Origin of the sequence: Cellulomonas hominis (assembly GCF_005239125.1) — a bacterium.
Taxonomy (GTDB): Bacteria; Actinomycetota; Actinomycetes; order Actinomycetales; family Cellulomonadaceae; genus Cellulomonas; species Cellulomonas hominis_A.
Window position 1 is genome coordinate 1 of sequence record NZ_SZYE01000108.1, and the last position, 13013, is coordinate 13013.

Below are 13013 nucleotides of genomic sequence, written 5' to 3' on the forward strand. Positions count from 1 at the left end.
GCCGGGTCAGCGCGAACCGCAGCCGCCCGGCCGCCGGCGCGGCCGAGACCGCGTGCACCGGCACCGCCGAGGCGTACGCGGCCAGCGCCTCGCGGTGCGGCTCGACGAGCGGCCGCAGCCGGAGCAGCCGGTCGAGCAGCCGCAGGACCTCCGCCGTCGTCGCCGTGTCCGGGCGCCCCGCCCGGTCGACCTCCAGCCGCACCGGGACGCCGGACCGGACGGCCTCGGCGAGCTGCTGCACCGCGGCGACGACGCTGCGCGCGGTCTGGGTGCCGACGCCGGGCACGGCGTCCAGCGTCGCGACGGGCACGCCGAGCAGGTCGGCCGCCGTGGCGTACCCGGCGTCGGCGAGCGCGCGCAGCCGCAGGTTCCGGTCCGTCATCGCGCCGAGCTGCTCCACCGGGACGACCCCGAGCTCGGCGCGGACGCGCTGCTCGCGGTCGTCCTCGACCAGGGCCGCCACCCGGACCGTCGCGCCGTCGAGGTGGTCGAGCACCGCCTGCGCCCGGGCGGCCAGGGCGGTGTGCCGGGCGAGCAGCGCGCGCGCCGGGGCGCCGGGCTCGACCGGGGCGGGCTCGACGAGGGGCGCGGTGCTCATCGCCCGTGATGCTACGGCGCGGGTGTCGGGCTCGCCGTCGGGGTGGGGACGGCGGCCGCTTCGGTCACCCGCACGGTCAGCACGTCGCACTGCACCGGGGCCGACTCGCCGCACACCCCGTCCGGCACCAGCCACACCTCGACACGGTCCCCGTCGCGGAGGTCGTCGACCGTCGCCTGCGCCCCGTCCGCCGCCAGCACGGACGGCAGCCCGCTCATCCCGGCGAGGGGCATCCCCTCGTAGGACGCGTCCGACGCCTCGACGAGCGTCCCGCCCGCGACCACCCCGGTGACGTCCGGCGTGGGCTGCCCGCCCAGGTGCTCGGACGCGGTCGGCGCGGGGGCCGCGGGGGAGCCGGCGGGGCCGCAGCCCGCGGCCAGCACGGCGACGACGGCGAGCAGGGCGGCGCCGAGCAGCGCGCGAAGGGGACGGTGGGAAGGAGCGGGCACGGAGCGATCGTCGCACCCGCAGCCCGTTCGGGATGCGGTCCCGGCCCGCGTTCCGCAGGCTGTGGTGATCGAGCCGGGAGAGGAGAACGCCCATGCGCGCCATGGTGTACCGCGGGCCGTACAAGGTCCGGGTGGAGGAGAAGGACGTCCCGAGGATCGAGCACCCGAACGACGCGGTGGTCAAGGTCGTGCGGGCGGCGATCTGCGGCTCCGACCTGCACCTCTACCACGGTATGATGCCGGACACCCGGATCGGGCACACGTTCGGCCACGAGTTCATCGGCGTGGTCGAGCAGGTGGGCTCGTCGGTGCAGAACCTCCAGGTCGGCGACCGCGTGATGGTGCCGTTCAACATCTACTGCGGGACCTGCTTCTTCTGCTCCCGGGGCCTGTACTCGAACTGCCACAACGTGAACCCGAACGCGACCGCCGTCGGCGGCATCTACGGGTACTCCCACACGACCGGCGGTTACGACGGCGGCCAGGCGCAGTACGTGCGCGTGCCGTTCGCCGACGTCGGCCCGCAGAAGATCCCGGACTGGCTGGAGGACGAGGACGCGCTGCTGATGACCGACGCGCTGTCCACCGGGTACTTCGGCGCGCAGCTGGCGGACATCCACGAGGGCGACACCGTCGCGGTGCTCGGCGCGGGTCCGGTCGGGCTGTTCGCGGCACGGTCGGCCTGGCTCATGGGCGCGGGCCGGGTGGTCGTGATCGACCAGCTCGACTACCGGCTCGAGAAGGCGGAGGAGTTCGCCTACGCCGAGACCCGGAACTACACCGAGTACCAGGACATCGTCGTCGAGATGAAGAAGGCCACCGACGGCCTGGGCTTCGACCGGGTGATCGAGGCGGTGGGCGCAGAGGCGGACGGCAACCTGATCCAGCACGTCACCGCCGCCAAGCTCAAGCTGCAGGGCGGGTCGCCGGTCGCGCTGAACTGGGCGATCGACGGCGTCCGCAAGGGCGGCACCGTGTCGGTGATGGGCGCCTACGGCCCGATCTTCTCCGCCGTGAAGTTCGGCGACGCCATGAACAAGGGCCTGACCCTGCGGATGAACCAAGCGCCGGTGGCCCGGCAGTGGCCGCGTCTGCTGGAGCACATCCGCAGCGGGTACCTGAAGCCGTCGGACGTCATCACGCACCGCATCCCGCTGGAGCACATCGCCGAGGGCTACCACCTGATGTCGTCGAAGCTCGACGGCATGATCAAGCCGGTCATCATCCCGGACGAGGACTGAGGGGAGCACGACCATGCCGTACCGCGCCGAGAAGCCGCCGCTGCCCGAGACCCCGGAGCAGCTCCGCGCCCGCATCCCCGGCTGGGGCGCCGACCTCGACCCCGCCGACCGCCCGTCGTACCCGCGCGAGCGGTCCGACCTCCGCACCGGCGCGCACTGGGACTTCCCGGAGCGCCAGCCGGAGCCGTACCCCCGCGAGCGGTCGATCGAGCACACGCAGCTCCCGCCGGTCTTCGGCACCGCCCAGCCGCTGCACGGCGCCGCCGGGGCGATCCGGCGGTACGCCTACGACCGGTTCAGCGAGGGCCGCGCGGCGCACTGGCTGCTGCTCATCGCCGCCGACCGGGTCGAGTCGACGACCGAGCACCTGAAGTCGTTCGCCACGACCCGGCCGGACAACCCGATCACGGAGACGGGCGTCCTCTCCGAGCCGCGCCGGCACCCGATCGCCTCGCGGAAGGGCCGGGTCGACGTCCGGCACCAGGTGCTGGACCCGCTGATCGTCGCGGGCCCGTGGATCGCCGGCGGCCTGGCCGCCGTGGCGGTGCTCCGCCGGCTGACGAAGAGCAGCTGACCCGCCGCCGAGGTCGCAGAAGACGCCGCCTTCCGGGCCGTTTGACGCGTATCTTCTGCGACCTCGGCGACGCCGCACCGGGCGATTAGGCTCGCGGCATGACCAATCTCGAGGCCGTCGCCACCGAGCGCGTGTGCAGCCCGGGCGGCGCGGCGGGGGCCGCAGCGGGGCTGCCCGCCGGGTTCGAGCTGCTCGAGCCGCGCGACGTCCCGCTCGGCGGCATCCGGGCGATGTCGGTGCGCCGCACCCTGCCGCAGCGCGCCCGGTCGTTCGTCGGCGCGTGGTGCTTCCTCGACCACTACGGCCCCGACGACGTCGCGGCGACCGGCGGCATGCGCGTCCCGCCGCACCCGCACACGGGGCTGCAGACCGTGTCCTGGCTGTTCTCCGGCGAGATCGAGCACCGCGACAGCCTGGGCACGCACTGCCTGGTCCGCCCCGGCGAGATGAACCTGATGACGGCAGGCCGCGGCATCAGCCACTCCGAGGACTCGACCGACGCGACGACGGTGCTGCACGGCGTCCAGCTCTGGACGGTGCTGCCCGAGGCCGACCGGGGTGCGCCGCCCGCGTTCGAGCACCACGTGCCGCCGGTCGTCCTGCTGGAGGGCGGCGAGGTGCGGGTGTTCCTCGGCGCCCTCGCCGGGTCCACGTCGCCGGTGCGGACGTTCAGCCCGCTCGTCGGCGCGGAGGTGCGGCTGCGGCCCGGTGCCGCGCACACGTTCGACGTCGAGCCGGCCTTCGAGCACGCGGTGCTCGTCGACTCCGGGGCGCTCGCGGTCGACGGCGTCGACGCCCCGGTGGCGCACCTGCTCTACCGGGAGCCCGGCGCCACGACGCTCACCCTCGCCGCGACCGGTGACCGCGAGGCGCGGGTGCTGCTGATCGGCGGTCTGCCGCTCGGCGAGCAGATCGTCATGTGGTGGAACTTCATCGGACGGGACCACGACGAGGTCGTCGCGGCCCGCGCCCGGTGGCAGGCGGAGATCGCCGACCCGGACGGCCCCGCGCCGGGGTTCGGGCGCGTGCCGGGCCACCCGCACGCGCCGCTGCCGGCGCCGCCCATGCCCGAGCTCCGGCTGCGGCCGCGCGCGTAGGTCCGCCGCGGCGGTCACGCGACCGGCATCGCGTCCGGGTCGCCGATGTGCCCGGGGGCGTTCGCCGCGAGCACCCGCTGCACGAACGCGCAGTACTCGGACACGTAGTGCCGCAGGAACTGCGCGAGCGTGTCGTCGAGCAGGGTGCCGTCGTCCGCGAACGTGCCCGGCTCGACATGCACGTAGACCTCCGGGGCGTTCAGCTGCGGCGCGTCCAGGAAGCTGAGCACGCCGCGCATGGACGACTGCATGACCGCGGTGCCGATCTTGCCGATCGAGGCCCCGACGATGCCCGTCGGCTTCCGGGCGAACGAGTTCGTGCCCCACGGCCGCGAGCCCCAGTCGATCGCGTTCTTCAGGGCTCCCGGGATCGACCGGTTGTACTCCGGGGACACGAACAGGATCCCGTCGGACCCCTCGATCGCGGCCTTGAGTGCCCGCGCCTCGGCGGGGTAGTCGGCGTCGTGGTCGGGGCTGTAGAGCGGGAGCCCGCCGATGGGGATCTCCCGGAACTCGAGCTGCTCGGGCGCCAGGGAGATGAGGGCGTCCGCGAGGGTGCGGTTGATCGAGGTGCTCGACAGGCTGCCGACGAAGTAGCCGATGGTGTACGACATCGCGTTCCTCCCGTCCGGGGTGGGAGCCCGGCGGACCCCCGCCGCTCCAGCGTCGCACCGGCCCGCGCGGGGTGCGCGGCGGCGCGGGTGCCGCACCGTCGAGGCTGCGTAGGTGGGGGCCGCCGGGTGTCCGCCGCGTCGCCGAGGATCCGCCGCGCCGGGCACCGCTGCCCTGCGTAGGTGCCCCCGGGCCCCTCTCTGAGTGGTGCCGCAGCCGACACAGTGCGTATCCGGGGTCGAGCACACGGAGGTCTGACGGTGGAGGCTGAGGGTTTCGGGCTGACGGTCGCGGCGGCGCAGCGGTGGCTGCCGCTCGGCCGCGACGTCCTCGTGCGCGGGGACCGCGGCGCGGGCAAGACCACGGTGCTGGAGGGGCTGCTCGCGGACGCCTCGCGGCGCGGCGTGACGGGCATCCTGCTGCGCGCGGGCGGGTCGCGGCCGCTGTCCGCGCTGCTCGACCACGCGTCCGCCTCGGTGCGCGTGCCGGACGAGGCCGCGCTGGCCGACTGGCTCACCGACGAGCTCCGGGCCCGGCGCAGCGTCCTGCTGATCGACGACGCGGACCGGATGGACGACGCCAGCCTGGGCGTGGCCCGGCGGGTGCTCGGCCGGACCGGCTCGCTGCTGGTCGCGGCGTGCACCACCGACCCGCTGCGGGCACCCGGCGGCGGGCTGCGCGACCTGCTGCTCGGTCGCGCGCCGGCCGAGGTGCGGGTGCAGCCGTTCGGGTTCCGCGCCGTCTCCGCGCTGCTGGAGTCGGTGCTCGGCGCGCCCGCCGACGCCGGGCTGACCTCGTCGGTCATGGCCTCGACCGGGGGCAACCCGCGCGCGGTCGTGGCGCTCGCCGACGCCGCGCGCGCCGCGGGCGCCCTGCGCCGGCACGACGGGCTGTGGGTCGAGGACGGGACCCTGGGCGACGTGCCCGCGGACGCGGTCGCGTACATCTTCCTGTCCGGGCTGGGGCCGAGCTGCGTGTCCGCGCTGGAGACCCTCGCCAGCGCGGGACCCCTGCCCGCCGACGTCGCGAGCCGGCTCGTCGACCCCACGGCGCTCGCGGTGCTCTCCGACCACGGGCGGGTCGTGGGGCACGAGCTCATGCGGTCCGGCGAGGTGCTCGCGGTGTCGCCGCCGCTGCTCGCCCGGGCGCTGCGCGACCGGGTGTCGCCGTACCGGCGGCGCCGGCTCGCCGAGCACCTCGCGGCGGAGGGCGGCGCGCTCGCCTCGTCCGCCACGCCGGTCGACGACCTGACGACCGTGCTGCTCGCCGCCCCGTCGGGGGAGGGCGGCGCGCCCGAGTGGGTCGCGCAGGTCGCCGGGCTGGTGCACGAGCGCGCCGTCGCCGAGGAGGGCGCGCGGCGCTCGGAGTGGCTCGCGCAGCCCACGCTCGCCACCGCCAACGCCTACCTCGCGGCGCTCATGCGCCGTCCCGCCGTCGAGCAGCTCGACGAGGTGTTCGCGCGGGTGGTCCCGGGCGTGCACGACGACGCGGGCGAGCGGGCGGTCTTCGCGTTCTACCGCTCGCGCTGGGCCGCCTGGGCGGGCCTCACGGGGTCGGCGGCGGCCGACGGGGCGGTCGTCGAGGGCGCAGGCGACGAGGCACGCGGGGACGCGGTGCCCGACGGCGGGGCCGCGCCGGCCGCGCGGACGAGCCCGGCCGGTGCCGCCGCGGACGACGGGGGTGGGCCCCCGCCCGGGGACGCCGAGGAGGCGGCCGCCGACCCCGACCTCCGGCCGGTGACCGAGCTCGGCGGGCTCAGGACGCGCCTGCTGCGCGAGCTCGCCGCGGGCCGGAGCCCCGAGGAGGTCGTGGCCGAGCCGGAGCCCTCGGCGCCGGTGCCGTTCTCGCGCGGCTGGCCGGCGGTGCTGCGCGCCGCCGCGCTGCTCGAGGCGGGCTGGGCCGCCGCGGCGCTGGAGGTCGTCGAGCGGGCGGACACCGCGCAGGCCGCCGCCGAGCCGCGGCACTACCTCGCGGCGCTGCGCGGTCAGGCCCTGCTGCAGGTCGACCGGCTGGACGAGGCCGAGCAGTGGCAGCGCCGGATGCTCGACGCCGCGTACGACGAGGTGGACGCCCTGGCGATCCGCGTGCACGCCAGCACGCTGGCGGAGGTGCTGTACGCCTCGTCGCAGACCGCGGCGGCCTGGCGGGCGGTCAGCACGGCGCTGCGCCTCGGTGCCCCGGGGCCTGTCGGCACCACCTTCTACCGCCGCGGGCTCACCGTCGGCGCGGTGATCCAGGCGCACGCCGGCAACCTGACCCTCGCGCAGGTGCTCGTGCGCGAGCTGGACCGCTCGCCCGCGGGCGACCAGCCCCTGCTGCGCTCGAACCGCCCGCTCGCGCACGCCGCCCTCGCGGCGGCGTCGGGCGAGCCGCTCGTCGGCCAGCGGATCGCGCGGCAGGCCGCCCGCGCGTACACCGCGGAAGGGCTGCTGCAGCCCGCGCTGCTGTGCTGGACGCTCGGCGCGGGGGACCTGGACGCGGAGCGCGCCGGCGCCGTGCGGGACCTGCTCGGCCGCACGGACGTCCCGGCGCTCGCCCCCTACGCGCAGGTGGTGCTCGGCCTCGTCGACGGCGACCGGGACCTCGTGGCGGGCGCCGTCGCGCGCACGAGCGCGGCCACGGCGCCGGCGCTGGCCCGCGCCGCGGAGCAGCTCCTCGGCGTCCAGGACGGCACCCCGCGGCCCGCGCGGGCGCCGGTCACCCGGCTCGGCAGCGTCCGCTCCGAGGCGCTGTCCGCCCGGGAGCAGGAGGTCGCGGTGCTGGCCCGGGAGGGCCTGAGCAACCGGCAGATCGCCGACCAGCTCTACCTCAGCGTCCGGACGGTCGAGAACCACATGAGCCGCGCGCTGCGCAAGCTCGGGCTGGTCAGCCGGTCGGAGCTCACGGAGTGGACCGGCTGACCGGCACCCCCTGGCGCAGCGCCCGCGGGATCTCGGCGACCTCGTCGACGACCGCGAGCAGCCGCGCCACCTCGGCCTCGGACGCGGTGCTGTCGAGGTGCACCTCGTAGGTGACGCCGGTCGACGCCCAGGTCTCCGGGGTGAACCCGCCGCGCGCCGTCACGGCGGCGCCGGCCACCGGCAGGTCCCGGGCGTGCGCCTCGCGGTAGAGGTCGTTGAGGACGCAGCCGGCGACCGCGAGGTGCAGCAGGTGCGCGCCCGTGAACGTCACGGAGGCCCGGACGCCAGCCGCGGTCCAGCGGTGCGGCAGGGCGACCGCGGCGCCGTCCGCGGGCGCCAGCGTGCCGGCGCCGACGGTGACCGCGAAGTCCTCGGGCACCGGTGGTCCTCCCCTCGGTGGGCGGGTCCCGGGCAGCGTATCGCCGGGCCTCGCGGCGCGGCCGGCCACCTAGTCGCCGAGGTCCGTGCCGCTCACCTGCGGCGGCACGCCCCTCAGTTGGCCCCTCCGGCCACTCAAGGAGCCGGCCCGGGGTACTCACCGCTCGCTGGAGGGGTGCCCGGGGCGCCTTGAATAGAGGACGTCGCAGGGCCTGCAGCGGCTGACAGGCCCTGCGACGTCGAGGTCTCCGGTGCCCGGCACCGCCCCCCGCCGGGCACCGGGGCCCTCGTCGTCGGACCGGCCCCGCGCCGTGATCTCGGTCACGAGCTCGAGAGCCGACCTGCGGCGATGCTCCTCGTCTGGGAACGGGCTGTGTGAGCGTTCACCCCGGCGGACGCCAGGTGGTTGACCGCTGCACGACCGAGGGCCATAGTTCTGTCCCGACGGTGCGCATCGCCTGCCCCCTGCGCGGTGCGCACCGTTCACTAAGCCCCCCGCCCCGCCCCGTGGAGCACCCGCTCCGGGACGGCGCCCCGGCCGCCCCGCACGGCCCCGCCCCCCGGCTCGTCCAGGGCGTCCGGCGCGCACCACCCCGCACGGCCCGACGCCGGTCCCCCGCGGCCCGGCACCGCCCGCCGTACCGCGGCGCGACCCCGCCGGCGGCGCCCCCACCGCGGGCGAGTTCCGCGTCATCACCCGGGACGGCGGCGCGTCACACCGCCTCGCGGGGCAGTCCCGGTTAGCGTGGCGCGGGTGAAGGTCCCTGCGCGCCGCTCCGTCCCCGGGCAGCAGCCGGCCGCCTCCGCCGAGGCCGTGCCGGCGATGCCGCCGACCCCCTCGACGACCGCCGGCGGCCCGACCGCCGGGACCGGTACCGACGGTCCCGCGCCCCGGCGCGACACCCCGCACGACGGCGAGCCGCCCATGCCCGACCCCACCGACCCCACGACCCCGGCCGGCCCTGTGCTGGTGGAGCCGCCCTCCGCGGCCGAGCTGGTCGCCGGCGCGACCGGCACCTGGCGCGCGGCCCTCGTCGAGGCGGCGGGCGGCTCCACGCTCGCCGACGTCGAGCTGCTCGGCGACGCGGCGCTCGACCTGTCCGCCGCGCACCCGTCCGGCATCGCGCAGCTGTTCGCCGGGCGCGAGACCCGGCTGTCGAACCTGGTCCGGGAGGGCGCCGCGCTCGGCACCGCCCGGCGTCGGGCCCGCGCCGTCGCCGCGCGCGCCGGCACCTACGCCCAGCAGTACGGCATCGCGCCGACGTACCTGGCCATCGGCGTCGCCTCCTGGACCGAGCACAGCACGCCCGACGTGGCGACCGACGACGTCGCGGCGATCGCCACCGCGACCCGCGAGTCGGCGGCGACCCGGCCCGAGGGCGGCGAGGGGGAGGCGCCCGCGCCGACCGCCCGGAAGGTCCGTGCGCCCGTGCTCCTGCGCCCCGTGTCGCTCCGGGCGCGCGGGACCGCGGAGAGCGATTACGAGCTCACCCTGGAGCCCTCCCTCGAGGTCAACCCGGTGCTCGCCCGGGCGCTGCGCTCGCGGGGCGCCCTGCTGGACCCCGGCGCCGTGGCCCGCAGCGCGTTCACCGGCTCGGGCTTCGACCCCCGCGACGCCATCACCCGGCTGACCTCGCTCGGCACCGCCGTCCTCGACGACTTCCAGCTCGTCGACCGGATCGTCGTCGGGACGTTCGTGCACCCGGGCCAGGTGCTCGTCGACGACCTCGACCGCCTCGCCTCCTCCCTGGACCGGCACGAGGTGGTCGCCGCGCTCGCCGGCGTCGCCGAGGCGGCCGCGGGGCTCGACGTCGCGCTGCCCGAGCCGGCGCGCGGCGACCGCGACCCCGCCCTCGAGCGCGGCGTCGGGGACCTGGACCCCGCCCAGCAGCACGTCCTCGACGTCGTCGCCGGCGGGACCCACGTGTTCGTCGACGCCCCCGCCGACAGCGACGTCACCGGCACGCTCGCCGCCCTGGTCGCCGACGCCGCCGCGGAGGGCCGGACCGTCCTGTACGTGCCCGGGCACCGGCGCGCCGCCGTCGCGCTGCGCGAGCGGCTGGAGCGGCTCGGGGTCGGGGAGATCCTGCTCGACGTCGCGCCGGACGCGGCCTGGCGTGCCGCGTCCTCGCGCCGGCTCATGGGCGCGATGACGCTCGACGTCGACCCCGGGGACCCCGCCGCCACGGCGGAGCTGCGCCGTGCGCTCGTCGACCGCCGGGAGCGGCTGCGCGGCTACGTCGACGGACTGCACCTGGTGCGGGAGCCGTGGGGCGCGTCCGCGTACGACGCGTTCCAGGCGCTGGCGCGCCTGACCGCCCAGCGGCCCGCGCCCCGCACCACCGTCCGGCTGCCCGCGGAGGTGGCCCGCTCGCTCGACGCCGGCCGCCGCGCCGCCGTCGGCGCGGAGCTGCAGGAGGCCGCCGAGGCGGGGGCGTTCACGCTCCGGCCCGTCGACACCCCCTGGTACGGCGCCGCGCTGCTCACCGACGCGGAGGCGGCCGACGCCCTGCGTCGCGCCGAGCGCCTGGCGGGGGACGACGGCCTGGCCGCCGTCGAGCGCCGGATCGCGGAGGTCGCGGAGGTCACCGGGTTCACGCCCGCGACGACGCTGGCCACGTGGGCCGAGCAGCTCGAGGTGCTCGCGGGCGTGCGGGGCGCGCTCGACGTGTTCCAGCCCATCGTGTTCGAGCGCAGCCCGGCCGACATGGTCGCGGCCACCGCGTCGAAGGCCTGGCGGGCCGAGCACGACGTGCCGATGGGCTACTGGCTGCGCCGCCGGCTCAAGAAGCAGGCCAAGGACCTCGTGCGCCCCGGCCGGCCTGTCGCCGACCTGCACGCCGCCCTGCTCGACGTGCAGCGGCAGCGCGCCATCTGGGCCGAGCACTGCCCCGCCGGCGGCTGGCCGCGGCTGCCCGAGGGCCTGGGCGAGATCGAGGCCGAGCACCGCGCGGTGCGCGCCGACGTCGAGGCCCTCGCGGTCGTGCTCGCCGGGACGCCGGAGGGCGCCGACCTGCTCGGCCGCCCGATCGGCGAGGTGCGCGACCGCGTGCGCCGCCTGGTCGCCGCCCGGGACACCTTGGCGCAGCTGCCGGAGCGCACCCGCCTGCTGCGCTCGCTGCGCGCCGCCGGCCTGGACGACCTGCTCGACGACCTGGCCGCGCGCCGGGTGCCGGCCGGCGCCGTGGCCGCGGAGCTGGAGCTGGCCTGGTGGAGCACGGTCTTCGAGCAGGTGCTCGCGGCCGACCCCGCCCTGGCCGGCTACGACGGCCGCACCCTCGGCCGGCTCGCCGCGGAGTACCGCGAGCTCGACGTCGCGCACACCGCGGCGCTCGCCGGGCCGGTGCGCGCCCGCGCCGCCGCGCACGTCCGCAACACGATGGCCGCGCACACCGAGCAGACCGAGGCCCTGTTCGCCGAGCTGGTCGAGGAGCGGCTCACCGGGCTGCGCGAGACCTTCGAGCGCTACCCCGACGTCGCCCGCCGGCTCCGGCCGGTGCTCGCCGCCGCCCCGATGCTCGTCCCGCAGGTCCTCCCCGCCGCGCGCACCGTCGACCTCGTGGTCCTCGACGCCGCCGCCCACCTCCCGGTCGAGGTCGCCCTGCCCGCGATCGCCCGCGGCCGCCAGGTGGTCGTCGTCGGCGACCGGCGCTGCGCCTCGGGCACCGCGGTCCGCGAGCTCGCCGACGTGCTGCCCACCGTCCCGCTGCGCGCCGACGCGTCCCGCCGCGACCCGTACCTCACGGCGTTCCTCGCCGCGCACGGCTACGGCGACGTGCTGTCCCCGACCCCGCTGCCCACCAGCGCGGCCGCGGTCGGGCACCACCTCGTCGACGGCACCGGCATGCCCGACGGCTCCGGCGCGGTGCAGAGCACCCGCGCCGACGTCGACCGGGTCGTCGAGCTCGTCATCGAGCACGCCCTCACCCACGGCGACGAGTCGCTGGCCGTCGTCACCGCCTCACCGGTGCACACCGCGCAGGTCCGTGAGGCCGTGCTCGCCCAGGTCCGGGACTCGCCGTCGCTCGCCGCGTGCCTCGACGGGGCACGACCCGAGCCGTTCGTCGTCACCGACCTGACCAACGTCGCCGGCCTGCGCCGGGACGCGCTCATCCTGTCGCTCGGCTTCGGGCGCACCCCGCACGGCCGCGTGCTGCACCGGTTCGGCCCGATCAGCGGGCCCGGCGGCGACGCGCTGCTGCTCGCGGCGCTCGGCGTCACCCGGCACCGGCTCGACGTGGTGTCGTGCTTCGCGGTCGCGGACGTCGACCCCGAGCGGCTGCGCGGCCCCGGGCCGCGGCTGCTCCTCGACCTGCTGCGGTTCGCCGAGCGGCGGGCGGCGGGGGAGACGGACCTCGCGATCGCGGCGGCCCCGGTCGAGCCGGAGCCGGAGGCGGGCCCCGGGGGCACGTCCGACGTGGCCGCGGCCGCCGACGGTGCGTCCGACGGCGACGGGGACGCCTCCGTCGGGCAGGCCGTGGCCGCGCCGGCCGTGGCCGAGGAGGTCAAGGCCCCCGCCGTCGCCGAGGAGGTCAAGGCCCCCGGCGCCGAGCGCGCCCCGGACCGCCTCGTCGTCGACCTGGCCGAGCGGCTCTGGCGGCACGGCCTGGTCGTCGAGCTCGACCACGGCCTGCCGGGCGGCCTGCACCTGCCGCTCGCCGTCGGGCACCCCGACCTGCCCGGCGAGCTGCTCGTCGCCGTGCTCACCGACGACGACGCCTACCTGCACGAGCCCAGCGTCCGGGTCCGCGACCGCCAGGTCGCCGAGCGGCTCGAGCGGCTGGGCTGGAGCGTGCTGCGCGTCTGGTCGGCCGCCGCGTTCCTCGACCCGGAGGCCGAGGTCGACCGCATCCGGCGCGCCCTGCACGCCGTCGCCGACCGCCGGATCGCGGAGTCCGAGGCCGAGCGGGCGCGCGCCCGGCTCATCGTGCCGGCGCCGCTGCTCGACGACGACGGCACCGGGCCCGCACCCACGCTGACCGGCTTCGCCGTCATCCCCGGCGCCGACCTGCCGGCCGGCGGTGGCGCACGCCCCGGCGAGCGCCGGGTGCTGGACGCCACGGGCGCCATCACCGTGGTGCCGGACGGCTCCGCGGACGCCGCCGACGACGCGCCCGCGGGTGCCGCCCACGGCGGCCCCGGCGGTCGTGCGGGCACGTCCTGG

The 13013-nt window shown here is 77.5% G+C and carries 9 protein-coding genes; 5 read left to right on the top strand and 4 right to left on the bottom strand.

Going from position 1 to position 13013, the window contains the following annotated elements:
- Positions 1 to 598, bottom strand: a 598-nt coding sequence (locus tag FA014_RS12890; RefSeq protein WP_230323130.1) for a helix-hairpin-helix domain-containing protein, incomplete at its 3' end; no start/stop codon positions are given.
- 11 nt (positions 599 to 609) lie between these two features.
- Positions 610 to 1047 carry a hypothetical protein gene (locus tag FA014_RS12895; RefSeq protein WP_154730073.1) on the bottom strand — a complete coding sequence of 146 codons (438 nt, stop codon included), beginning with the start codon at positions 1045 to 1047 and terminating at the stop codon, positions 610 to 612.
- A 92-nt stretch (positions 1048 to 1139) separates the two neighbouring features.
- On the opposite strand from FA014_RS12895, the gene FA014_RS12900 reads away from it, so the two are divergent.
- The 3 genes from FA014_RS12900 to FA014_RS12910 all read left to right on the top strand — a co-directional run bounded on the left by FA014_RS12900 (position 1140) and on the right by FA014_RS12910 (position 3959).
- Positions 1140 to 2288 (top strand): zinc-dependent alcohol dehydrogenase, encoded by a 1149-nt coding sequence (locus FA014_RS12900; protein ID WP_154730074.1) that lies wholly within the window; start codon positions 1140 to 1142, stop codon positions 2286 to 2288.
- A gap of 13 nt (positions 2289 to 2301) precedes the next feature.
- Positions 2302 to 2862: a hypothetical protein gene (locus FA014_RS12905; protein ID WP_154730075.1), complete on the top strand. Its 561-nt coding sequence runs from the start codon at positions 2302 to 2304 to the stop codon at positions 2860 to 2862.
- 98 nt (positions 2863 to 2960) lie between these two features.
- On the top strand, positions 2961 to 3959 hold the full coding sequence (locus FA014_RS12910) for a pirin family protein (RefSeq protein WP_154730076.1): 999 nt from the start codon (positions 2961 to 2963) through the stop codon (positions 3957 to 3959).
- 14 nt (positions 3960 to 3973) lie between these two features.
- On the opposite strand, the gene FA014_RS12915 is transcribed toward FA014_RS12910, so the two are convergent.
- Positions 3974 to 4573 carry an NADPH-dependent FMN reductase gene (locus FA014_RS12915; RefSeq protein ID WP_154730077.1) on the bottom strand — a complete coding sequence of 200 codons (600 nt, stop codon included), beginning with the start codon at positions 4571 to 4573 and terminating at the stop codon, positions 3974 to 3976.
- Between the two features lie 258 nt (positions 4574 to 4831).
- Between FA014_RS12915 and FA014_RS12920 the strand changes: the two genes are divergently transcribed.
- Entirely contained in the window at positions 4832 to 7471 is a 2640-nt protein-coding gene (locus FA014_RS12920; RefSeq protein ID WP_154730078.1) for a LuxR C-terminal-related transcriptional regulator, read from the top strand.
- On the opposite strand, the gene FA014_RS12925 is transcribed toward FA014_RS12920, so the two are convergent.
- Complete coding sequence (locus FA014_RS12925) at positions 7452 to 7850, bottom strand: OsmC family protein (protein WP_154730079.1); 399 nt, start codon at positions 7848 to 7850, stop codon at positions 7452 to 7454. The genes FA014_RS12920 and FA014_RS12925 overlap by 20 nt on opposite strands.
- 822 nt (positions 7851 to 8672) lie before the next feature.
- Here FA014_RS12925 and FA014_RS20030 point away from each other — a divergent pair.
- On the top strand, positions 8673 to 13013 hold a 4341-nt coding region (locus FA014_RS20030; protein ID WP_419178401.1), incomplete at its 3' end, for a hypothetical protein.